Genomic DNA, 23,246 nt, shown 5'->3' with positions numbered 1-23,246 from the left:
CGACGATGCGGCGTGCATACCAATCCATGACTGCCGCCAGGTAGATCCAGCGATTACCCGCCCAGATGTATGTCACATCACCGCACCACACTTGATTGGGGCCGCTCACTGTGAATTGCCGATCCAGTGTATTGGCCGCAATGGTGCTCTCACCATCAGCCTTGCGGTAGCGATGTTTACGACATTGCGAACTGAACAGGCGAGCCTCCTTCATCAAGCGCCCCGCCAGAAAGCGACCAACCGGCATGCCCTGTATTCGCAGCGCTGCCGACAATGTCCTGGCTCCAGCGGAACCGCGACTTTGCGTATGAAGCTCAGTAGCAAGCTGACGCAAAGCGATTCGCCTGTGATCAACTCGGTGACGGCATTTGCAGACCGCATAAACGCTGCTGCGCTGCACATCAAATACCCGGCACAGTTCGGCTCGTGGATACCGCTCGCCCAATGCCTCGATCAGCGCTACTGATCGAGGACGTCCGACATCAAGAGAGCGGTAGCCTTTTTTAGGATCTCTTTCTCCCGCTCCAGGCGTCGAACCTGAGCCTCCAGATCCTGTATGCGCCTTTGCTCAGGAGTCAGGGCTTTGCTGCGTGGTGGTGTAGTGCCGCCACGCTCGCTGCGCAGTTGCTCTACCCAACCACGCAATGCAGTCGGGCCTACACCTATCGATTTGCAGGCTTCGGGAGTGGAGTAGCCCTGATCCAAAACCAGGCCGGCTGCTTCGAGTTTGAAATCTGTACTGAATGATCTTCTGGTCACGCAAACACCTCATGGTTGGGCGAAGCTTAACGCCCTATCGGGGTGTCCAGAATCATTGAGCCACAACACCGGGAGCCGTCCAGGGGCGGATTTGTCCCTGAGCCCCGGAAACGCATCGTCCCTGTCGGCGAGTCCCCGCACCTGCACATTTCAGCAAAAAACTTTCTCCGCTCTCTAAAGCTCCCACGTCCGCCGCCGATAGTCGGGGTAACGGCCAACGGTGCCGTTGTCGCCAGCCCGCGAAGCAAGCGCACAGCAGCGCTCGCCACTGGCGCTCAACCTTTGGAGAAGGAACGCAATATGCCCGTCATCAATACCAACATCACGTCGCTGATCGCTCAGAAGAACCTGAGTTCCTCGCAGAGCGCCCTGACCACCGCCATGGAGCGCCTGTCTTCCGGCATGCGCATCAACAGCGCCAAGGACGACGCCGCCGGCCAGGCCATCGCTAACCGCATGACTTCGCAGATCACTGGCCTGAGTCAAGCCCAGCGCAACGCCAACGACGGTATTTCCGTCGCGCAGACCACCGAAGGTGCGCTGGACCAGATCAACGACAACCTGCAGCGCATCCGCGAATTGACCGTACAGTCTCAGAACGGCACCAACTCCTCTGAAGACCTGACCTCGATCCAGAACGAAATCGCCCAGCGCCTGGACGAGATCGATCGTATCTCCCAGGAAACCGAGTTCAACGGCGTCAAGGTACTGTCGAAGGATACCGACCTGAACATCCAGGTCGGTGCCAACGACAACCAGTCCATCGGCATCAGCCTCAAACAGATCAATGCCAAGACCCTGGGCCTGGACGGCTTCAACGTCGATGGCAGCGGTGCCACCCAGAACGACACCGCCACCGTAACCAGCCTGGAAGGCGCTGGCGCGGTCAAGAACTCGACGACGGGCAACTATGTCCTCACGACGACCTTCGAAGGGGCCTCCCTGGAGCGCATGCTCGGCGAAATGAAGGATGGCGATACCGTTACCGTCGGTTCTGGTGCCTCCACCGCAGTGGAATATACTTTCGATGCTGCGAGCGGCAACTTCACCTATACGGCTAATGCCACCAACGCTGCGGCATATGGGGATCTGGCAGACGAACTTATTCCAGCCACCGGCAGCAGTATCACCGGTACCTATGAATTTGCTGATGGCAACGTGGCCACCTTCGAGGTGGATGCCAGCGGCAAGCTTACCGTCAACGGCGCAGCCGCTTATATCACCAGTACTGGCGAGTTGAGCAACAACGCCACCAGCGGTGCGACCCAAGCTACCCTGGAGGATCTGTTTGCCACCGTTGGTGGCGGTACCGCCAGTACCGATACCTCCGATAGAAGCCTCACTGTAGGAGGCGTCACTTATACTGGTGCGGGCACTGAAGCAGGCCTGAGCTACACGGACACCGCAACCTCCAGTGATGTATTGGCCGCATCCGCATCCACTGTTGCCAGCATCGAGATGAACAACGGCATCACCAGTGCGACCATTGACTTCACCAGCGCTGGTGCCCAGAGCAGCTCTGGCACTCAGGTCTATGTCGATGAAGACGGTGAGTTGACTACTGTCGGCTCTTACACGACCACTTTCGCAGTCAATGCGGATACCGGCGAAGTGACCGTCGTCGAAAATAGCCAGAGTGCCGATGACTATGCACTGAAAGAAGGCGCCACCGTCTATGTAGGCAGCAACGGCCGCCTGACTACCAGTACCACGAGCACAGGTAATGTCACCGAAGACCCGCTAGCTGCTCTGGATGCCGCCCTGGCGAATGTCGACGCCCTTCGCTCTGACCTGGGTGCCATCCAAAACCGTTTCGACTCGGCCATCAACAACCTGTCCACCACCACCACCAACCTGTCCGCTGCCCGTTCGCGCATCGAAGATGCCGACTACGCGGTAGAAGTGGCTAACATGACCAAGGCACAGATCCTGCAACAAGCTGGTACTTCCGTCTTGGCCCAGGCCAACCAGGTTCCGCAATCGGTACTGTCGCTGCTGGGCTGATATACAGCTGGGAATGCCTCGCTATTGAAAGGCGGAGGAGCAATGTCTCCTTCGCCTTTTTCTTTTGAAGCCCTTGTAAGCCGCTACCTTAAAATTCGGACCGTTTTCAGCCTCCTCTTCACTTAAAGCGAAGTTTTCCCACCATGAGCCGCCCCAAAAAATCAGCTAAGGCCCCCTCCTACATTAAGGTCAACGCGCATTCCCAACATCGGTATGACAAGGCACTTCCGTCCAAAGAAGCCAGTCACCTGATGCAATTGGTACAGAAGCGCAATTATCTGAAGGCCGCGGAACTCGCGGCTGTGCTGACCGAGCGCTATCCAGACTCGCCACTGGCTTGGAAGGTATGGGGATTGGCTCTACTGGAAAGCCGTCGACCGCAACAGGCAATAGAGGTACTGCATAGGGCCGATGGCATCGACCCCAAAGATCCAGATACGCTGCACAACTTGGGAATTGCCTATCTGAAACAAGGAAATATTCAAAAAGCTGACCACTATCTCGGCCAGGCTCTGGAAGTCTTACCAAGTTTCGCCAAGGCAAGACTGGTGCTCGCCAAGATGAGGATCGATACCGGACAATATCAAGCGGCTCTAGAACAGATAGCCATTGCCGAAGAAAAAGGAGCCAACGAAAACCAGTGCCTGTCACTCAAAGCCTTCGCATTTAACAAACTGCATCGACATACGGAAACCTTGCAAGTACAGGAGGAAATACGGAAGCGTTACCCGGATGACCTACTGAACTTGTCCAATCTGGCAGATAGCTACAGGGTGCTAACTAGATTCGATGAAGCGGAAAAAACTTTTCTGCAATTGTTGGAGCGTGATCCAACTCAGCATAAAGCTTTTTCCGGTTACCTGTTCGCCATTCACTACAATCCCCGGCACTCCCAAGAATTTCTGGTCAAGACGATAACCCAATGGGACGAACGCTTCAGCCCCCCTCACCCGCCACGTGCACAGGCGGAAGACCGCTCGCCGGACAAACGTTTGAAAATCGGCCTCCTGTCCGCCGGATTTCGCGTCCATCCGGTAGGCCAAATGATAACTTCCACCCTTGAGCATCTTCCTCGTGACGAGTTTGAGCTGATTGCCTATACCACTAGTTCAGAAGAGGACGACCTGACGCAACGCATCCGCCAGCGCTGCGACGACTGGCAAGCGGTCATGCACCTGGACGATATGGATCTGGCCAAACAGATCCGCGACGACAAAATCGACATTCTGATCGATCTTTGCGGCCATTCGGAGGGGTCGCGGCTTCCCACCATGGCCCAAGAACCTGCACCGCTGCAAGTCAAGTGGGTAGGTGGGCTCAATAACACCACCGGGCTGAAGGCCATCGACTATTTGATCTCCGACTCGGTGGAAACGCCGGCTGGGGTAGATCACCAATACGTGGAAAAACTGATCCGCCTCCCGGACGATTACATTTGCTACCAACCGCGCCCCATGCAACCGCATGTCGGCCCGCTCCCGGCATTGACCAACGGCTATGTGACCTTCGGATGCTTCAACAACCCATCCAAGGTCAACGAGATCGTGATCGAGCACTGGGCCTCCATCATGGCCCAGATACCGGCAAGCCGACTGATGCTCAAAGGTGGCCAGTACGAGAACCAGGCGTTCATCGAGCGCATCAGCCAAGCCTTCGAGACCCGAGGCATAGAACGTGCGCGCCTGAAATTCGAAGGCCAGTCGCCACACCTCTACCTGCTTAATACCTACAACCAGGTGGATATCGCCCTCGATCCTTGGCCCTACTCCGGGGGACTGACCACCTGCGAAGCCCTGCTGATGGGTGTGCCGGTCATCACCTACCCCGGCCCCAGCTTTGCCGGCCGCCACTCGGCGACTCACCTGGTTAATGCCGGTCTCGCCGAACTGGTGGCCGATAGTTGGGAGCACTACAGATCACTGGCAGTCGGCTTGGCAAGCGATCTCGACACCCTTGCCACCATTCGCCAAGGACTACGCCAACAACTCAAGAACTCTCCCGTATGCGACGCCCCCCGATTTGCTCGCCACTTCACTATCGTCATGCGGGCCATCTGGCAACGCTATTGCGAAGGCAAGGAGCCTGCCGCGCTGACCATCGACAAACAGGGTGAGGCCCGCTTCGCGGATGACGAACACCCCATGCATCTGCTACATCCAGCGACCGAAAAAACGACTTTGGAGGAAGCTGAAGTCTTCAGATTCGCTTTCGAGGGTAAGATCGTTACTGTCGATAACGGTTCGATACTTACGAGCACACCGGGCTTCACCAACCTGCAAAAACTTGGAGCTTTCGCCACCATCGCTTTCGACCCAAGCAGCAAGGTTAAGAACGCCCAGCAACTGCAGCAACAAGGTGAACTGCATCATTATCCCCATGTAGTTCTGGGCGATGGCCAGGATGCGACGCTTCATGTCTGCCTTGATCCGGCCATGAGTGCTACGCTAGAGCCGTTACCCGCCGATGAGCAACTATCCGGCAACAAGCAGGCCACACGAGTCATCGCCAGATTGCCAATCAGCACCTTGCGGCTAGACGATATTGAAGGATTGGAAAGCGTCGATTGGCTGCTGCTCGACAACTTGAACGATAGCCTGGCGATTCTGGAAAGCGGCGAGAAAGCTCTAGCCAATACGCTGCTGGTACAGGTTCGAGTCAATTTTTTCCCCACGCATCAGAACCAACCCGAACTGACACAGATCAGCCACTGGCTATCGCGGCACGGATTCAGTTTCTACCGGCTGAATAATTTGCAGCATTACAGCCATCAGCCTAAGCGCGACGACTTGCTGAAACAACAAGCCACCCAGCTTATCGGTGCCGATGCGCTTTTCATTCCATCGCAGCAGCGAATCGAAACTCTGGATACTCACCGGAGAGCTAAGTTGGCATTCATTCTGCACTCCGTCTATCAAATCCATGATTTGACATTCAGCTTGCTTGATCAAGAGAAGACCAGCTCCGGAGAAAAATACCTGGAAAGCAATGGCTATCTGAAGAAAACAAATCCAACTATCAACGAAAAACAGAAAGCCAGAGTATACATCAATTCTGGAAAACCGAAGATCTGCATTGGAGTCCCAGTATATAACGAAGAAAGCCACATCCATGAAACCGTCGCATCCCTCAAAAGACAGAACATTGATGGAATAAAGTTCATATTTTCCGATAATGCATCTACAGATAAAACCTACGAAATAGCTAAGTCACTCTCCAGCGATGACCCTCGCTTTGAAATTACCCGGAACTCTGAAAACGTTGGAGCAGCAGATAACTTTATAAACCTATTCAAGGACTCGAGCTCCGAGTACTTCATGTGGCTGGGGGCCCACGACTGTTTAAGTGAAAACTATATAGCCGAAACAGCCAGAATTTTGGATAATAACAAATCAGTATCCATGGCCTGCGGGTACCCATTTGGCATCATGAATGGTAGAGCCTTTGGTCCTGTAGAAGAGGCCATCTATGACTTTAAACAACCGAGCCCAGCTGATCGATATTTGAGCTCTGTGGCAACTCTTTCGAACTGTACAGTATTCCACTCACTGTTCAGAAGAAAGGACCTTGATGGGTTTGAGTTCAGAAAAACCATTTCCATGGACCACACAATAATAAGCAGACTACTATGGAAAGGTATCCTCCAATACTCGGAAAATGCCAAATACTTCAGAAGATACTTCCAGAAAAGGGAGTCGACTGTAGAAGAAAGAATTCTTGGAAGAGAGGGATCCCTGGAAAGAAATGACTTTTTCGACCACCACATATCCGATCTGGAAAAATTGCAGGGAGCACAGAGAAACGAAAAACTAATAAAAAAGGTAGAGATGATTCTGAAGTCAAGATTCAAATGAAATAGGACCCTGAGTGATCCCCACAAAATCACCCGAGCTCCTGGGCTTGCCAGTGGACCTCCCGCCGCAGGGCCAGCTCCAGCTCTCGCAGTCTATCCTGGGAAGTGTCTCCCGCATGAGTGCGTGCATACTCCAGTCCCAATCGCCACAAAGACAGCACGTGCCTGTCCTTGACGCTGTTGCTCTGAAAGCGCCGCTCGTGCCCTGCCTCCCGGGCTTGCAGGCCCAGCAGGTACAGTGCGTAGTTGGCCAGCACGGCAACCAGCAGCAGGATCTCGATGCGCCGCGGGCAGCGGCTTCGATGCAGCTCCAGGCCAAACCCCAGCCGATGGCTCTTCAGGTCGCGCAAGCCTTCCTCGACCTGCATGCGCCACTTGTAGATCGCCACGACCTGCGCGGCATTCCACTGCGCCTCGGGCAGGTTGCTGGCCAGCAGCCAGGGCTCGCTTTCGCGCTGCGCGTTTTGCCGGCTGCGCTTGTCCTGGGCCACGGTCCCGGTGACGCGCCGGTGCTTGCGCCCCCGCGGCGCATGCTTCACCGCGTAGAGTGGGACCAAGGCGCCGAGCGCGTCATTTCGAGGCCACCGAGCCGTTTCGGCGATGCCGAGGCCAGGGCGTACAGGCTTTTCACCGGCTGCCAGGGCTGCTCGCCGAATCGGCACAGGTCGCGATTGCGCACACGGCCGACGTAATGTCAGCCCATGGCTTTGACGGCCCGGAACCAGGGCCACCGGAAACCGGCATCGGTGACCAGGATGGGCGTGCAGCCGGCCGGCAGCATCGCGGCGAGTGCCTCGAGCAGGCGTTTCTGGCAACGCGGGCAGCCCTCGCGCGGATGGACGACTTCGCACACCGGTAGCGAGCGTCCGGCCAGTGGGATCGCGGCGCGCAACAGGAACAGCTTGCCGGCGGCATTGATCGGCGACCCGTCCACCAGGATCAGGGGATGCCTGAGAGCGTGTTATGAACTTTGAAGAAGAGATGCGGCATTGCCGAGCATGAGGATGGTGAAGACGACGAAGTGCAAGCCAGCCAATGTTTCCGGTAGGCGCTCGTAGTCGCGAGCCAGGCGCCGGAACCGATTGACCCAGCCGAAGCCGCGCTCCACGACCCAGCGGCGCGGCAGAAGCACGAAGCCTTTCTTGGCTTCAGACAGTTTCACCACGTGCGGTTGGATGCCTTCTTCCTGGGCCGCTTGCGCCGGATCATGACCGGTGTAGCCCTGGTCCACGAAGGCGAGCTTCACCGTCTGGCCCGTGGCCTGCTGGACTTGCCGTGCCAGCGATCGCACCTGGGCACGCTCCTGCTCATTGGCTGGTGTGACGTGGACCGCCAGCAGGTGGCCGAGCGTGTCCACCGCCATGTGCACCTTGCTGCCCTTCTTACGTTTATAGCCGTCATAACCGGCCCGTGGCCCGCTCTCGCAAGTGGACTGCAAGGTGCGGCCGTCCAGGATCACGGCGCTGGGTTGGCCCTGCTTGCCTTGAGCGACACGCAACACCGAGCGCAGATCGTTGGCCATGGCTTCGAAGCAGCCGGCCTGCAGCCACCGCTGAGTCTGTTGGTAGACCGCCTCCCACGGCGGAAAGTCGTTGGGAATCAGTCGCCAGGGAGCACCAGCCCGGGCCATCCAGCGCAACGCGTTGAACATCAGGCGCAGATCGTACCTGCGCTGCGGCGCTCGCGGATCCATCAGGGTCAGGTAGGGCGCAGCGAAGGCCCATTCTTCATCAGAAACGTCTGTCGGGTAAGGGCGTGCGGGCTTCATCCAACTACGATAGCTTCACCGGCACCAAGTTCATAACACGCTCTAGGCGACCCACTGGCTCTACTGGACAAGCATGTGGACTTTGCCGCCCTGGCAGCCGAGATCGACCGCAGAGCGCCTCGCCCCAGCCGCGCCAAGGGCGGTCGGCCGCCTTATCCGACAGAGCTGATGACGCGCCTGCTGGTGCTTTAGCAGTTGTTCAACCTGTCCGACGAGCAAATGGAGTTCCAACTGCTCGATCGCATGAGTTTCCAGCGTTTTGCCGGGTTGAAAAACTCCGGCCGAGTGCCGGACCGCAACACGATCTGGGCCTTTCGCGAGCGCCTGGTACAGGCCAACATCGAGCATCGGATCTTTGCCGAGGTGCAGCGTCAGTTGCAGGAGCACGGCTTGCGGGCCCGCGAGGGGCAGATCATCGATGCCAGCATTATCCGGACACCGATCCAGCACAACACGGCCGATGAGCGGGCCATGGTGAAGGCGCAGGCCGTACCGGTCGAATGGTCGCCCGCCAAGCGCCGGCAAAAGGATGTCGAGGCGCGCAGGACGAAGAAACACGGCAAGTCGTACTTCGGCTACAAGCTGTCGGTCAGCGTGGATCGCCGGCACACGCTGATTCGCTGCGTGAAGGTAAGCGATGCCAGCGAGGCCGATACCCTGCATTGGGTGGATGTGCTCGACCGAAGCAATAGCAGCCGGGACTTCTGGGCGGATCGCGGCTATCACGACAGACCCCGGGAGCGCAGGCTCCACCTGATCGGCTGGCGGCCATCTATCCAGCGCAAGGGGCAGGCTGGCAAGCCGATCAGTGAACGGGACAAGGCACGAAACAAACGCATAGCCAGTCCCCGAGCCCGGGTCGAACATGTCTTTGCCAGCCTGGCCCGGATGGGTGGCAAGGCTGTGCGCAGCATCGGCCTGGCACGGGCTGAGTTTAGTCTGACGCTCAAATCGGCGGTGTACAACTTGAAACGGATGAGCAGCCTGCTAGAAATGGCCTGATCCAGGCCTTTGGCCGGGCTGCCTCGGGCCCTGAGTGATCCCCAGAAACTTTCCAAGAAAATCAATTGGGTAGGGCTTGAAGAGGCCTGCATGGACGGGCACGTTGGTTGTCGCCAAACTGACCGATGTCCCCCTACCCATGCAGACCGTCCAATTCTTGCACGATGCCTTCGCCCAAGCACTCCCCACGATCCATGCCCGCCGTCTCGAAGCCCTGATGGCCGCAGTGGCCGCCCTGCTGCAAGGCCGCTGCCTGAGCCTGACCGCGCTGGGGCGCTTCCTGCCCGGCTCTGCCTGGCCCAAGCATGCGATCAAGCGGGTCGACCGCCTGCTCGGCAACCGGCAGTTGCAGGCCGAGCGGGGGGTGTTCTACTGGGCCATGCTCCGCGCCCTGCTGGGGTCGCTCGAGCATCCGTCGATCCTGGTGGACTGGTCGCCGATCGATACCGCCGGCACGCTGTTCCTGCTGCGCGCCGCGATCCCGCTGGCCGGGCGTTCGCTGCCGGTCTGTGGAGTCGTCTATCCGCGCGAGGGCTGCCCGCGTTGCCAGAAACGCCTGCTCGAGGCGCTCGCGGCGATGCTGCCAGCCGGCTGCACGCCCATCCTGGTCACCGATGCCGGTTTCCGGCGGCCCTGGTTCCAGGCCGTCGAAGCCATGGGTTGGCATTACGTCGGCCGTGTGCGCAATCGCGACCTGTGCCGATTCGCCGAGCAGCCCTGGCAGCCAGTGAAAAGCCTGTACGCCCTGGCCTCGGCATCGCCGAAACGGCTCGGTGGCCTCGAAATGACGCGCTCGGCGCCCTGGTCCACCCCACTCTACGCGGTAAAGCATGCGCCACGGGGGCGCAAGCACCGGCGCATCACCGGAACCGTGGCCCGGGATAAACGCAGCCGGCAAAACGCACAGCGCGAAAGCGAGCCCTGGCTGCTGGCCAGCAACCTGCCCGAGGCGCAGTGGAATGCCGCGCGGGTCGTGGCGATCTACAAGTGGCGCATGCAGGTCGAGGAAGGCTTGCGCGACCTGAAGAGCCATCGGCTGGGGTTTGGCCTGGAGCTGCATCGAAGCCGCTGTCCGCGCCGCATCGAGATCCTGCTGCTGATCGCCGTGCTGGCTAACTACGCGCTGTGCCTGCTGGGTCTGCAGGCGCGAGAGGCGGAGCACGAACGGTGCTTCCAGAGCAACAGTCTCAAGTGCAAGCACGTGCTGTCGCTGTGGCGGCTGGGGTTGGAGTACGCACGCGGTTACGCGGGAGACATTTCCCAGGAGACGTTATGCCGTCTGGAGTTGGCCCTGCGGCAGGAGGTCCACCGGCAAGCGCGGGAACTGCGGTGATTTTGTGGGGATCACTCAGCCTCGGGCCGCTTTACCGTGTGAGCGTCGGGCCTGACAGATAGCTCTGCTGCAAGTACGAGCGTATTTCATCGCTCAACGTGATTCGGATGGCGGTTTTTAGAGGTGCCCTCCAAGCGCTGCCGAGACGAGGTGCATATTATGCGGGAAGATTTACGTTCAGGTACTTATTGATCAGCCCAACAAAAAACCAATTACTGTTGGCGGCGGCAAAATCTGAGTGCAACACCTGGCCGTTTCGGCAAGGTGATAAGAGCGTCATCTATCGAATAGGTGACGCTCACGAGATCTAACGCCTAAGTACGTAACAGGCAAGTCGCTATTGGCGCTTCAGCCAAGCACCGGGCCAGTGCGTGATGTTCTGCGCTAACTCACTTTCATTGAATGGCCAAGCAGGCTGCTCAATCACGAACCCTTGATGTCTTGCCGCAAAATCCCGGGCAGCCCACATCGGATTGTCGCTCGCCCACTCCGCAGCACCTCTTGGCACATCAGCAAGGTCAAACATGATTCCGTCGGTTGCCACAATGTAAGAACCAGGCGTCACCAGATCTGCATAAGCCTCCAGCTCCCCCATGACATGGGCATAGGAGTGGTTAGAGTCAAGGATAATCAGTACTTTTTCACCGGGCTCCACCAAGGCCTTCACCTGAGCAACGATCTCAAGAGTTGTAGAGCCACCCTCGATAAGGGTAATGCGGTCGCTGAGCGGATGAGCTTCTATCGCTGCACGGTTATGCGGGCGGATCTCGATGTCGATGCCCACTACTCGTCCCTTATCCATGGCCTTACACAGGCTTGAATAGAAAATCAGCGAGCCGCCATGCGCAACACCGGTCTCGATGATGACATCGGGCTGAACCTGGAAAATTACCTCCTGCATACGGATCATATCCTCTGGTAACTGGATAACCGGTCTGCCCATCCAGCTGAAGGTGTACTGATATTTTTGATTCCACCCTATACGAACCCAATGCCGCGAGATTTCTTCGAATGCCTCTTTTGAGTAAAGATCAAGACTCCGAAACTTGCCAACATCTTCCAAGAGTAGCGTCCCGGCTTCGGTATCCAACGTCAATTTCATAACTAACCCCAGTCAATCAACTCGACTTCTATTCCAGCTCTAGCCAGCATTCTATTGTTCTCATCACGGTAATTTGGATTCATCAACACAGCGCTATAAACCTGCCGTACAGACAAATCTTCAGGCGCTACGATAGGATGCCCAGTTCCCGGAATATACTTACCCTGCTTATTTGGGTTCAGATCGACAATGCAATCAATCAAGCGACACGCCGGATCGATCAGGTTAGCGAAAGTTGCCCCTTTGGCACCAGCCCCCCACAGTGCGATCTTGCCTTCAGCGCACAATATCTGCAGGCGATTCAACCATTCCCCCTTCAGACCCACCTCGCAAACACCGTAGTTCTTGGCCAACTCCGCCGTGCGTGGACTGATCGGAGACAGTGGGGGTATAGTGCAAGAGGGCCGCCCCTCCAGCCACAGGTACTGCCCTCCAAAGATGTGTTCTACTCGTTCAACGACAAAGCCAGCTCGTTCAAAAGCTACACCTAGAGATTCAGCGGTGAACAGCGAACAGTGCTCATAGAAAAAGTCCCAAACTACTCGATTACGCAAAATCCACTCGACACAAGGTGTCTCGAAGAAAACCCGGGTATTGGAAGCTCCTGCCAAAGCAGCACGCACCGAGCCCAGCAATACCAGCGGGTCAGGAACATGCTCGATAACGTGTCTGCAAACTACAACATCGGCAGCCACGTCGACGCAGCGGTCATCGTAGTAGCAACGGCGGAAAGAGACTCTCCCGTCAAGATCGGTGTCCGGGCCCACGTAGCTAGGGTCAAAGCCATAACCTCGGTTATTTGCCCCAGGATAGCTCACCAACTTCTTGATAAACTGCCCCTTGCCACACCCCACCTCAACAATCGTACAGTTTCGCACCCCATGCTGCTCGACCAAATTCGTTACCAGACCGTCGAGATACATATCAAAATAAGCAGAACAAGACTGAGTATTGTCGTAATCATGCCCATACGACAGAAGAGAAAACTCAAAAGCTTTGTTGAAAATAAAACCACAGCCTTCACACACCACCAGATCCAAATCACCACGAGTCACAGAGCGCGCTATTACTTTGTCCATAACGACAAGATTCTGGTGAACGGGAACCTGCCTGCGATGCAGAAAGGGAAATAACCGTATATCACCGCATACAGGACACTGTTGCTCAATCATGCTGCCCACTCTTGTACGCTACGCGCCAAGCCTTGCATCAGTGGAATCTGGGGCATCCACCCCAGGGCTCTAAGCTTCAAACTTTCGCCAACCAGCAATGGCGGCCCACTCGGTCGCTCACTAGCCAGCTCCAAGACAACCTGCGGATCGGCCTGGCACAGATGGGCGATTTCAGTCACGATTGCAGCCAACTGAATTGGCTGGCCGGAACTTATGTTGTAGACACCATGAGCATTCGCTAGCAGCAAGCTGACGAGCCCTTCTGCTACATCAAATACATGCAAAAAATCTCGATATGCGCGAAAATTCACAGCAAATGGCATGCGCCTACCCTGCAATACATTAATCAGGGATGGCACCAAACGGGACGAAGCCTCTCCCGTCCCAAAAGGCAGGAAGATACGCCCCCAGGCACAAGGTACTTGGTAACTCTCGCATACAGCGGCCACAAGGCGGCGTGTCGCATCTTTCGCTGTGCCATAGAGAGTTGAAGGAACAAGAGGGGTACTGTCCTCACGGCAATAGCCATGACTCCAATCGTATTCGGCACAGGTACCCGCCACTACCACATGGCGCCCACCTGCACCGCAGAACGCCTCAACCAAGCGCGTTGTGGCGTCGACCCAGCGCAAGTTGAGCGGCGATGCCCAATATTTGCCGTGTTCGGCGTACCAAGCTAAATGCAACAAGTGTGTCGCCTGTGCTTGATCGAGCAGCCGCGAAAAATCCCCAACCTCTAATAAATCAGCTTCAATGGAATCGGCTCGCAGTACCAAACCGCAACGTCCAACAGCAACCGTTGGAATCCTTCTCCGCTGTAAGGAATCAAGAACGTAACGGCCGATAAACCCACTACCGCCAGTCAGCAATACCCTCATGCAACCAATACCTCGGTCAAGTGCAAGCTGGGTACCGCAGTAACGAGTAGCCCCCTCCACTCGCCCACATACGCCAGTTGAGCCATCACCTCGCTACGCAAATTCCAAGGCAGAACTAATATGCGATCAGGTCGATGCGCCCTCAGATGAACCTCATCAACGATGGGGATACGACTACCCGGCATGTATCCACCTTGCTTAGCCGGGTTCCTATCAACCACGTAGGGCAGCAGATCGGGACGGACACCGGAAAAATTGAGCAGTGTGTTGCCCTTGGCAGCAGCGCCATAAGCCCCAACTTTCAGGCCCTGGCGCTTGGCATCGAGCAGAAATGCCAACAGATCGTTCTTGACCCGCTCAGCCTCGGCCTGAAAACCACGATAGAATGATGCACGGGTCATGCCCGCCGCCACTTCCTGTCCTAGCAACCCAGTAACGGCAGTCGATACTGCATACAGACCGGCATCGCTCCGCTGGGCAAACACCCTCAGGCTACCGCCGTGCGTAGGCAGCTCCTCCACATCGAACACTCTCAGGCCATTGGCAGCGAAGATTCGTTGCACTGCGGTCAACGAAAGATAGGAGTAGTGCTCGTGATAAGCCGTGTCGAACTGCTTCCCCTGCACCATGCGCATAAGGTGCGGAAACTCGAATGTCGCCACCCCGTGCGGTTTCAGCAGGCGAGTGAAACCAGAAACGAAGTCGTTGATATCGGGCACGTGAGCCAACACGTTGTTAGCCACCACTAGATCGGCTTGGCGCCCGGCAGTAGTCAACTCTTCGGCCAGCACCATGCCGAAGAAACGCTCAATAATATCGATCCCTCTGGCTTTAGCAGCGCGCGCAGTACTGGCTGTGGGCTCGACGCCGTAGCAGGGAATGCCTGCAGCCTGCACATACTGCAGCAGATAGCCATCATTGGCGGCGACCTCAACGACACGACTGGTGTTATTTAGCCCGAATCGCTCGATCATTACTCGGGTATAGTGCTCGGCATGTGCCAGCCAAGAAGAAGAGAACGAGCTGAAGTAGGCGTAATCTTCGGTAAACAGCGCATCACGACCGGCATGATCCTCAGTTTGCACCAGCCAGCATTCCTCACACACCAGTAGGCGCAAGGGAAACCAGACCTCCGGCGCCCTCAGCGATGCCTCATTCAAGTAGGCATTGGAGAGCGGCGCACTGCCCAAATCCAGAAATGGCAAGCGCAAGTCGTTGCCACAGTGTCGGCACTTCACAGATATACTCCTTCAAATCCAGACTGGATGAGAGGGTGACTGACATCGCGCGGCGACATCTGCACCGTCGCGAGCGGCCAGCAAATATCGAGCCGTGGGTCCAGTGGATGCAGTCCAGCTTCCGCCTCCGCGGTGTAGGCGGCCGAGTGGCAGTACAACAGCTCCACATCATCACTCAGCGCCTGGAAGCCATGAGCAAAGCCTTCGGGAATCATTAGAGCCCGGCCATTCGCGGCCGAAAGCCATTCCGCATGCCACTGCAGAAACGTCGGCGAGTCGGCACGGAGGTCGACGACCACATCCCACACCTCGCCATGCAGACAACTGACTAGTTTCATCTCGGCATGCGGCGGACGCTGAAAGTGCAGGCCGCGCACGGTGCCGCTCTTGGCTGTATAGGTGTGGTTAATCTGAACGATGGGCTGACTCCAGCCGGCGGCTATCAACTCTTCCGCACAGAACAGCCGGGCCAGGAAACCACGACTATCGCTTAGAGGATGACGCTCAACCACCATCAGACCCGCAAGTGGTAAAGCGCTGAGATTGAAACGACTCATACCTGCTCCTCATAGGCGGCGATTTCCGTCTCGCAGAGGACTCGCGGATCGCAACCCTCCTGCTGATCGCGATACCAAGCCATGGTGCGTCGTACTGTTTCGGCCAAGGGCCAATGTGACATCAGACCCAGCGTAATACGTGCCTTGGCCGTTTCCAGCGCCAGCCAGCCGGCCTCATGGGAGCCATCGCAGCCATCGCCATAACGCACTTCGCCCTGCCCGTACGCCGCACGCGCCAGCTCAACCACCTCGCGCACGGTGGCCGCCTCGTGGGTATGCGGCCCGAAATTGTAGGCGCAGGCCAACTCCGGCTGCCGCCAAAGCCGCTCGGCCAGCTGCAGATAGCCGGCAAGCGGCTCCAGCACATGCTGCCAGGGGCGGATCGCCTGAGGACGGCGAATCTCGAGAGTACTTCTTGCCTGCCAGGCACGTACCGCGTCGGGGATCAGGCGGTCTTCCGACCAATCCCCTCCGCCGATCACATTACCGGCCCGCGCGGAGGCAATTGCGACACCTTGCACGCGCAGGAAAGCATCTCGATAACTGCCGATGACGATCTCGCTAGCGGCTTTGCTGGCGCTGTAAGGGTCGTGACCGCCTAAGGCATCGTCCTCGCGATAGGGGTAAGCCCACTCGTTGTTGCGGTAGACCTTGTCGGTCGTCACCATGACCGCGACACGCAAGTAGTCCAGACCACGTAGTGCTTCAAGCAAATGGGCTGTTCCCATCACATTGCTGGATAGGGTGCCGAGCGGATCGCGGTAGCTAGCCCTCACCAACGGCTGAGCCGCCAGATGGAAGACGATTTCGGGCTGCACCTTACGCACGCATTCAGCCAATGCCTCCGCATCGCGGATATCGCAGAACAGGTTAGAACAACAGGTATCGATCCGGGCCAGGCTGAAGAGACTGGGAACGGTCACGGGTGGCAGGGAGATGCCTGTGATCTGAGCCCCCAAACGGGACAGCCACAGTGTCAGCCAACTCCCCTTGAACCCCGTATGTCCGGTCACCAATACCCGGCGCCCACGGTAGAAATCCCCAAAAGCACTCATGCCCAGACCTTCCAGGGGGGGTTGCCTTTCAACCAAAGCTCTTCGAGCTGGTTCTTGTCGCGCAGGGTATCCATGGCCTGCCAGAAGCCCGTGTGCCGATAGGACCTCAAGTGTCCTTCTCTGGCTAGTTGCATCAACGGTTCACCCTCCCAGCTGCTTTGGTCACCATCGATGTAATCAATAACGGCAGGGTCGAGGACGAAGTAGCCGCCATTGATCCACGCACCATCTCCGGCTGGCTTCTCTTTAAAGCTCGCGACAGCGTCGCCGTCCATGTCCAACGCACCGTAGCGCCCAGGGGGCTGAATGGCAGTCACCGTGGCCAGACGCCCGTGCGACCGGTGGAAGCGAACCAGTTCGCCGATATCGACATCGGAAAGGCCGTCACCATAAGTAAAACAGAACGGCTCACTCCCCAAGTGCTCCCGAATACGACGCAGCCGGCCACCAGTAAGGGTCTCCTCGCCAGTGTTGACCAAGGTGACCCGCCAAGGCTCGACATAGCGTTGATGAACTTCCATCGAGTTGCGGGACATGTCGAAAGTTACATCGGACATATGCAAGAAGTAGTTCGCAAAATACTCCTTGATGACATACCCCTTGTACCCGCAACAGATCACGAAGTCGTTGATTCCATAATGGGAATAGATTTTCATGATATGCCAGAGAATGGGTTTACCGCCGACTTCTATCATTGGCTTCGGCCGCAAATGGGATTCCTCGGAGATCCGGGTTCCCAGTCCCCCCGCCAGTATTACCGCTTTCATTGATCAGTCTTTTTCCTAACTTAAAAACAGTGACTCTCAGCGGCCTATCGAGCAATAAACGATACCTTTGTGCGCCATCCGCCTCGGCTCGAACAAATTCCGCCCATCGAAAATCACCGGCTGCCTGAGTTGCTGCTTGATAAAGTCGAAATCCGGCGCCTTGAAGGCCCGCCACTCGGTGACGATCACCAACGCCTCGGCGCCCTTGAGCGCCGCCTCCTTGGTACCACAGAGGATCAGGTCGTCACGGTTGCCGTAAAGGCGCTGAGCCTCGTCCATGGCTTCCGGATCGTAGGCCTGCACCCTGGCGCCGACCTGCCAGAGCGCCTCCATCAGTACCCTGCTGGGCGCTTCGCGCATGTCGTTGGTGTTCGGTTTGAAACTGAGGCCCCACAGGGCGAAAGTCTTGCCGGCAAGATCCCCGGCGAAATGCCGGTCGATCTTGCGGAACAATACGTTCTTCTGTCGCTCGTTACGTGCCTTGACGGCCTTGAGCAGCTTAGCGTCGAAGTCGATACTGTCGGCGGTGCGTATCAAAGCTTCAATATCCTTGGGAAAACAGGAGCCGCCATAACCGGCGCCGGCATAAATGAAGTGATAGCCGATGCGCGGATCGGACCCGATACCCTGACGGACCATTTCGATGTCGGCTCCCAACTCTTCGGCCAGGTTAGCCATTTCGTTCATGAAGCTGATCTTGGTCGCCAGCATGCAATTGGCGGCGTACTTGGTCAGTTCGGCGCTGCGCACATCCATGACGATGACCTTTTCATGGTTGCGATTGAAGGGTGCGTACAGTTCACGCATTACTTCCTCGCTGTCCCGATTGTCGGTACCAATGACGATACGATCCGGACGCATGCAATCGGCGACGGCCGAGCCTTCCTTGAGGAATTCCGGATTGGAAACCACATCAAAGCCGAGATCCCCGCGCCCACGCAGGGCGAGTACGGCGGCGACACGCTCGCGCACCTTGTCGGCAGTGCCTACCGGTACCGTGGATTTGTCGACAAGAATGCAATGGCCATCCATGTGCCGGGCAATGGTTTCGGCCACACCGAGCACGTACTGCAGGTCGGCGGAACCGTCCTCGTCCGGCGGAGTACCGACCGCGATGAAGTGGACCTCTCCATGCAGGACAGCGCTCGCCGCATCGGTGGTGAAATTCAAACGGCCGGCCTCGTGATTCTGTCGGACGAGCGGCTCAAGGCCTGGCTCGTAGATCGGGACGATCCCCTGCCTGAGGTTCTCGACCTTATTGGAATCGATATCCACGCAGACGACATCGTGGCCGACCTCAGCCAGAACGGCAGCCTGCACCAGCCCCACATAACCAATGCCGAAAACAGTGATCTTCATGCATATCCCTTGGTGCCACCTCGAAACACCGTCGATAGTGCCTTGCCAGTCATGAAGTCATATGCGCGAAAACAGGCAGGAGAATGGGCTTGTCCGAATGAATGAAGCCGCAACCCGCGATTCTTGCCGAAAATTCGACCACTACGATCTAAACGGGCCTTGGCCAAGCTGGCAGCAGCTGATCCAGTATTCGTTCAAGATTTGGTTTCCCCGTCCGATAAGGGCCTTGGAAAGCCCCTTCGGAGAAGGATAATGAGCGCAAGGCAAAAACAGGCGAAAAAGCGGGGTTTACGCGCTGTAAATGAGCATTTTGAGCCTGTTTTTAACGCAGCGATGACCGCACAGGTAGTTTTTAGAGGTGCCCTTATGGCGTTGGCCGAGGGTACAGTGCGTCGAGACTGAAGGCGTTGATCTTGCCGGCCTTGAAATTGGAAAAGCGGGACCGGGTAATGCCGAGCCGGCGGGTCCTCTCGCTGTCGGTGCCTGGCCAGGCAGCCGCCTGCTCGGTGATGGCACGCATCAGGGCGGCGCGCAACTTCATGTTCTCGGCCTCGGCCGGGGTGTCTTCGATGGCATCCCAAACGCTGGCAAAACGTTGTCGTTCGGTCATTTTCCACTCCTCAACAAGTCGCGGAAACAGGCTGCCGCCAGGGCGACGGCCCTCTTAAGTTTCCATCCCCTCATCCGATAAAGCTCTTGGAATCAGCCATCCAAGGAGAACGACCATGAGCTCGCCGCTGAACGATGCCGGTACCCTTTCCAACTCGCCTCTGACCGACCTGACCCCGCGCCAGCGCCTGGAAAACGCGCTGGACGAGTTGCCGCCAGCCCCCGGGAGTGCTGTGGCACAGGCCGAGGGCGCACAGCCGGGGTTGGTCGCCCGCGAAGAGCTGGTCGAGCCACTCAAGCGGATCAACGAGGTGCTGAGCAGCTACGGCGTGGAGTTTCATCTGAGCGAGCCGGGGCGGCGGGTGGTCACGGAGATCGTCGACCGGGAGAGCGGCGAAGTGATCCGGCAGATCCCCAGCGAGGAGATGCTGCACATCGCCGAGAATCTCGAACGGTTGCGCGGCATCCTGCTGCGGGAAATGGCCTGAGCCCCGCCCATCCGACTCAGGAACCCGGAATGACAGTGCCTTCGATGGGTCCCAAGGTGGCCAGTTCTTCGCCGGACACCGGGGTACTAAGGGTCGCACCGCGCATGCTGGACTGATCGGCCAGGCGCACCTGGGCGATCTCTCCCTTGCTGTCGAGACGCTCCACCCAGGCCAGGTCACCCTCGGCGAAGCATACCAGCGAGCCGATCGGAATCAGGCCGAACCGCTGGACATAGTGTTGAAGCCAGTGCCGGTCGAGCTGCGCCTCGTGGCCGATCAACTGACGGTAGACGCCACTGATCGCCTGCTCCGGTCGATCCGGCCGCGGCCGCCCCATAGCATCGATCACATCGACCACGGTGGCCATCCGCGCCAGTTCGCCGAGCTGGTCGCCCTGCAGACCAAGCGGGTAGCCGCTGCCGTCGAGTCGCTCGTTGATCTGCTCGACGATGCCACGAACCACCGGCTTGGCCAGCCACTTGCACCGGCCTAGCCGCTCGCACAGCAGCGCCACATGCCGCCCGAAGATTTCACGCTGCCGATGATCGAAAGATTCGCTGCGCATTAGTTCCGGCGGCAATAGCGCCTTGCCCAGATCGTGAACCAGGGCGCAGGCGCAGATCGCCTTGACCAGCTCGTTGGGCAGGCCGCGACTGCGCGCCAGGTCGGCAAGACGTACCGCCACCGCGATGCAATGCTGGATCAGTGGCGAGTCGTCCACCAGGCAGTGCACGGCGAACAGCAGGTCCTGACGCTCTTCGTCGAGCAATTGCAGTAGATAGTCGCTGTGCCAGGACAGCCGAGCCGACTCGATATCGTTGCCATGTTGCAGGTCCACGGCCAGCCCGCTCAGATAGAGCGCTACCCGTGCCAGACGACGAGCCATGGGCGTGGCGTAGTCGCGGCCATGGCTATGCGACGGATCGCCGGCCTGCGCTACCCGGCCGGCCTGGAACAACGACGAAGGCGCCAGCGCGGAGTCGCCACCGAACGCACCGCGGGCACTTTCCCGTTCGATCTCGCGCACGTAGAACCACAGCCGGCGCTCCAGATCGGCGGAAGGCCTGTCGAAGGTGAAGCCAAAACGGGCCGCCTTCCAGTCGGGGTTGAGCTGGCGATGGCAGATCCCCCCCCGCAGCCCGATCTGCTGGCCGTTGGGAAAGTGCAGGATGATCTGTTCGACGACCTGTCCGACCTGCAATTCGCTGGCGGAACCGGCCGGCAGCTCGATCCGGCAGCCGCCCTGCGACAGGTCGAGCAAGCGGCCGGCGAACGGCTGCATTCCCCGGGCCGGCAAAACTTCGACCGGTACCGTCAGGCGCGTCGGCAACTCGGCGCGGAAAGCGCTGCGGCGGTGCAGGATCTCCAGCCATTCCGGCCAGAGACACGCCAACTGGACGCGTCCCGGCACGGACAGGCGTTGCCAGCCGCCTAGCGGCGCACTGCGCAGCAAGGTGCTGGCGACCCGTCCGGCGAGATGGCTGTCGTACCCGCCGGACTCGAGCAGCGGCGCCACAGCCGGTAGCGCGGTCAGGTCGATGACCAGCCGTTCGCCGGGCACCACCTCCATGAGTACCACCGCCAGGGAAGGCGTATCCGGCGACAGGCCGATCAGCCGGGCGCCGCCCTGTTCGCAGAGCTGCTCCAGCAGGTCGCGACATTTGTCCAGATGCTTGATGCGCGAGTAGGTATCGCTGGCCTGTTCCAAGATTTGTTTCCTTCATTCATTACCGGATTAGGGACGTTGGCCAATATGCCTTGCCCTCCCTCTCCCCAAGGGGAGAGAGCTGCTTGTCCCCCCCTTTCCCATACTTGGGATAGAGGCCGGAGGAGAGAGAAGTTGGTAACTAGTCCGCCCCCTCTCCCCACGGGGAGAGGAAGCTGCTTGTCTCCTCCCTCCCATGCCAGGGAAAGGGAGCTGAAAGCCCGGTGATCGGGCATTTCATGAAAATGCTCTGAACCCGCAGAAGACAATCGATGCGATAAGACGGCCAATGTAAGGGAAAGCGCCGGGCGCCTCGGTCCGCTACTCCGCCAGGCCATTGCGCAAACGGGCGACCGCCTGGCTGTGCAACTGACAGACGCGGGATTCGCTAACGCCCAGCACGGCACCGATTTCCTTGAGGTTGAGGTCTTCCTGGTAGTACAGGCCGAGCACCAGTTTCTCCCGCTCGGGCAGCGCCTCGATAGCCTTGACCAAGCGCTCCAGATCGCGCCCTTCGGCAAGCTCGACGAAAGGCGAGGCGTAGTGTCCAACGCTCATCGCGTCCACCTCGTCCTCGCCCAGGTCGTCGATGGCTACCAGTTGGCTGCCGTTGCTGTCCAGCAGCAACTGCCGGTATTCGGCGAGGTCCAGCCCCATGGCCATGGCGATCTCGCGCTCTTCGGCGGGCCGGCCGAGACGCTGCTCGAGCTGGCGCAGGGTATCCTCCAGGGCGCGGGCGTTGCGTCGCACGCTACGCGGCACCCAGTCGCGGCTGCGCAATTCGTCGAGCATGGCGCCGCGCACGCGCTGGCTGGCGAAGGTGGCGAAACTGGCGCCCTGAGCCGCATCGTAGCGTGACAGGGCGTCGAGCAGACCGATGGTACCGGCCTGGATCAGGTCGTCCAGCTCGACGCTTGCCGGCAATCTGGCCTGCAGATTCAAGGCCTGCCGTCGCACCAGAGGTAGATATTCCTCAAGCAGGTCCCGCTGTCTGATTTTGCCCTGTGCCGTATACATTTCACTGACCTGGAGCATGACGAAAAAACGGCCTGCCCTGTCTGGTTTCACCGGGACCAACCCTGACCGGATGAAGGCCTTCTGCCAGTATTCTCGCCTTGCGGCAGAAACCTAAAAGCACCGAACAATCATCGGGGAAACCGGCTATTTCGGGCTTTGAGCTCTTCAGCGGTACTCGACGATCAACTCGATTGCCCCGACCGGCTGCGGTTCGGCACGGGGCGCCAGGCGAAAGCGGAACCACAGCGGCTGGCCGGCATCCAGTCCGGTCAGCGCGTCGCTGCGCCCCCAGTTGTGGGGCAGTTCGATGCAGCGCTGCGGATGACAGAGCCAGGCCCTCACCTGTGCCGAGGGCGCCAGCGAGAAACGCCAGCGCACCTCGGCCAGACGCCGTTCACGGGCAAGATCCGGCGGCTGCAGAGGAACGGAGGCACGCTCCCGGCCCGGCACCGCGAGGCGCAGGCCGGGAACGTGCGCCTGCCAGCTTCCCGGCGCGCCCTGCCCATCCACAGCGCTTACCGGCGGGGCTAGCGAGAAGCCGAGCAGAAGTCCGGCGGACATGAAGATCCCGGCGCGACGGCCC

19 protein-coding genes and 1 pseudogene (1 of these 20 cut by a window edge) are annotated in these 23,246 nt (G+C 58.5%); 5 read left to right on the top strand and 15 right to left on the bottom strand.

Translation table 11 applies throughout. The annotated features are described in order from the left end of the window. Positions 1–759 (bottom strand): IS3 family transposase gene (locus tag ACGI6K_RS09760; protein ID WP_376947762.1). Its coding sequence is split into 2 segments (ribosomal slippage): positions 1–507 and positions 507–759, totalling 1,143 coding nucleotides; it reaches 383 nt to the left of the window's first position; the frame shifts between segments, so codons are not numbered across the junction. A gap of 300 nt (positions 760–1,059) precedes the next feature. Between ACGI6K_RS09760 and ACGI6K_RS09755 the strand changes: the two genes are divergently transcribed. Further along, the gene (locus ACGI6K_RS09755; RefSeq protein WP_376947764.1) at positions 1,060–2,763 is read left to right on the top strand and encodes a flagellin; all 1,704 of its coding nucleotides are present in this window, start codon (positions 1,060–1,062) and stop codon (positions 2,761–2,763) included. Between the two features lie 143 nt (positions 2,764–2,906). Next, the gene (locus ACGI6K_RS09750; protein WP_376947766.1) at positions 2,907–6,614 is read left to right on the top strand and encodes a glycosyltransferase; all 3,708 of its coding nucleotides are present in this window, start codon (positions 2,907–2,909) and stop codon (positions 6,612–6,614) included. Positions 6,615–6,642: 28 nt separating this feature from the next. Here ACGI6K_RS09750 and ACGI6K_RS09745 read toward each other — a convergent pair. Together ACGI6K_RS09745 and ACGI6K_RS09740 are read right to left on the bottom strand one after the other, a co-directional pair. Continuing rightward, positions 6,643–7,571 (bottom strand): annotated as a pseudogene (locus tag ACGI6K_RS09745) (IS4 family transposase); the annotation flags it as partial. Positions 7,572–7,574: 3 nt separating this feature from the next. Beyond that, the gene (locus ACGI6K_RS09740) at positions 7,575–8,381 is read right to left on the bottom strand and encodes an IS5 family transposase (protein WP_377968541.1); all 807 of its coding nucleotides are present in this window, start codon (positions 8,379–8,381) and stop codon (positions 7,575–7,577) included. Positions 8,382–8,576: 195 nt separating this feature from the next. On the opposite strand from ACGI6K_RS09740, the gene ACGI6K_RS09735 reads away from it, so the two are divergent. Beyond that, the gene (locus tag ACGI6K_RS09735) at positions 8,577–9,383 is read left to right on the top strand and encodes an IS5 family transposase (RefSeq protein ID WP_376945261.1); all 807 of its coding nucleotides are present in this window, start codon (positions 8,577–8,579) and stop codon (positions 9,381–9,383) included. A gap of 139 nt (positions 9,384–9,522) precedes the next feature. After that, positions 9,523–10,716 (top strand): IS4 family transposase, encoded by a 1,194-nt coding sequence (locus ACGI6K_RS09730; protein WP_394543839.1) that lies wholly within the window; start codon positions 9,523–9,525, stop codon positions 10,714–10,716. Positions 10,717–11,053: 337 nt separating this feature from the next. Here ACGI6K_RS09730 and ACGI6K_RS09725 read toward each other — a convergent pair whose 3' ends face one another. From ACGI6K_RS09725 to ACGI6K_RS09685, 9 genes are all read right to left on the bottom strand, one after another. After that, a complete protein-coding gene (locus ACGI6K_RS09725) occupies positions 11,054–11,818 on the bottom strand; it encodes a cephalosporin hydroxylase family protein (RefSeq protein ID WP_376948847.1) in 765 nt (254 codons plus the stop codon). A gap of 2 nt (positions 11,819–11,820) precedes the next feature. Then, positions 11,821–12,990: a class I SAM-dependent methyltransferase gene (locus ACGI6K_RS09720; RefSeq protein WP_376948849.1), complete on the bottom strand. Its 1,170-nt coding sequence runs from the start codon at positions 12,988–12,990 to the stop codon at positions 11,821–11,823. After that, a complete protein-coding gene (locus ACGI6K_RS09715) occupies positions 12,987–13,868 on the bottom strand; it encodes an NAD-dependent epimerase/dehydratase family protein (RefSeq protein WP_376948851.1) in 882 nt (293 codons plus the stop codon). Before ACGI6K_RS09715 ends, ACGI6K_RS09720 begins: the two co-directional genes overlap by 4 nt. After that, positions 13,865–15,106, bottom strand: a complete 1,242-nt coding sequence (locus ACGI6K_RS09710) for a methyltransferase domain-containing protein (protein WP_376948853.1) — start codon at positions 15,104–15,106, stop codon at positions 13,865–13,867. The genes ACGI6K_RS09715 and ACGI6K_RS09710 overlap by 4 nt, the downstream gene beginning before the upstream one ends. Then, positions 15,103–15,663: a dTDP-4-dehydrorhamnose 3,5-epimerase family protein gene (locus tag ACGI6K_RS09705; RefSeq protein ID WP_376948855.1), complete on the bottom strand. Its 561-nt coding sequence runs from the start codon at positions 15,661–15,663 to the stop codon at positions 15,103–15,105. Before ACGI6K_RS09705 ends, ACGI6K_RS09710 begins: the two co-directional genes overlap by 4 nt. Then, a complete protein-coding gene (rfbG, locus tag ACGI6K_RS09700; protein WP_376948883.1) occupies positions 15,660–16,733 on the bottom strand; it encodes a CDP-glucose 4,6-dehydratase in 1,074 nt (357 codons plus the stop codon). The genes ACGI6K_RS09705 and rfbG overlap by 4 nt, the downstream gene beginning before the upstream one ends. Continuing rightward, positions 16,715–17,485, bottom strand: a complete 771-nt coding sequence (rfbF, locus tag ACGI6K_RS09695; protein WP_376948857.1) for a glucose-1-phosphate cytidylyltransferase — start codon at positions 17,483–17,485, stop codon at positions 16,715–16,717. The genes rfbG and rfbF overlap by 19 nt, the downstream gene beginning before the upstream one ends. 36 nt (positions 17,486–17,521) lie before the next feature. After that, positions 17,522–18,844 carry a UDP-glucose dehydrogenase family protein gene (locus ACGI6K_RS09690; RefSeq protein ID WP_376948859.1) on the bottom strand — a complete coding sequence of 441 codons (1,323 nt, stop codon included), beginning with the start codon at positions 18,842–18,844 and terminating at the stop codon, positions 17,522–17,524. 364 nt (positions 18,845–19,208) lie between these two features. Next, a complete protein-coding gene (locus tag ACGI6K_RS09685) occupies positions 19,209–19,454 on the bottom strand; it encodes a helix-turn-helix domain-containing protein (RefSeq protein ID WP_376948861.1) in 246 nt (81 codons plus the stop codon). A 115-nt stretch (positions 19,455–19,569) separates the two neighbouring features. On the opposite strand from ACGI6K_RS09685, the gene ACGI6K_RS09680 reads away from it, so the two are divergent. Continuing rightward, entirely contained in the window at positions 19,570–19,941 is a 372-nt protein-coding gene (locus ACGI6K_RS09680) for a flagellar protein FlaG (RefSeq protein WP_376948863.1), read from the top strand. Positions 19,942–19,957: 16 nt separating this feature from the next. Here the strand turns inward: ACGI6K_RS09680 and ACGI6K_RS09675 are convergent, their stop codons facing one another. From ACGI6K_RS09675 to ACGI6K_RS09665, 3 genes are all read right to left on the bottom strand, one after another. Continuing rightward, entirely contained in the window at positions 19,958–21,649 is a 1,692-nt protein-coding gene (locus ACGI6K_RS09675) for an HD domain-containing phosphohydrolase (protein ID WP_376948865.1), read from the bottom strand. A 318-nt stretch (positions 21,650–21,967) separates the two neighbouring features. Beyond that, positions 21,968–22,663 (bottom strand): RNA polymerase sigma factor FliA, encoded by a 696-nt coding sequence (locus ACGI6K_RS09670; RefSeq protein ID WP_376948867.1) that lies wholly within the window; start codon positions 22,661–22,663, stop codon positions 21,968–21,970. Positions 22,664–22,828: 165 nt separating this feature from the next. Further along, on the bottom strand, positions 22,829–23,224 hold the full coding sequence (locus tag ACGI6K_RS09665; RefSeq protein WP_376948869.1) for a flagellar protein FlhE: 396 nt from the start codon (positions 23,222–23,224) through the stop codon (positions 22,829–22,831). Positions 23,225–23,246: the final 22 nt, after the last annotated feature.

It is taken from the genome of Azorhizophilus paspali (assembly GCF_043587585.2).
Lineage (GTDB): Bacteria > Pseudomonadota > Gammaproteobacteria > Pseudomonadales > Pseudomonadaceae > Azotobacter > Azotobacter paspali.
This window is presented reverse-complemented; position numbering and strand designations above follow the sequence as displayed.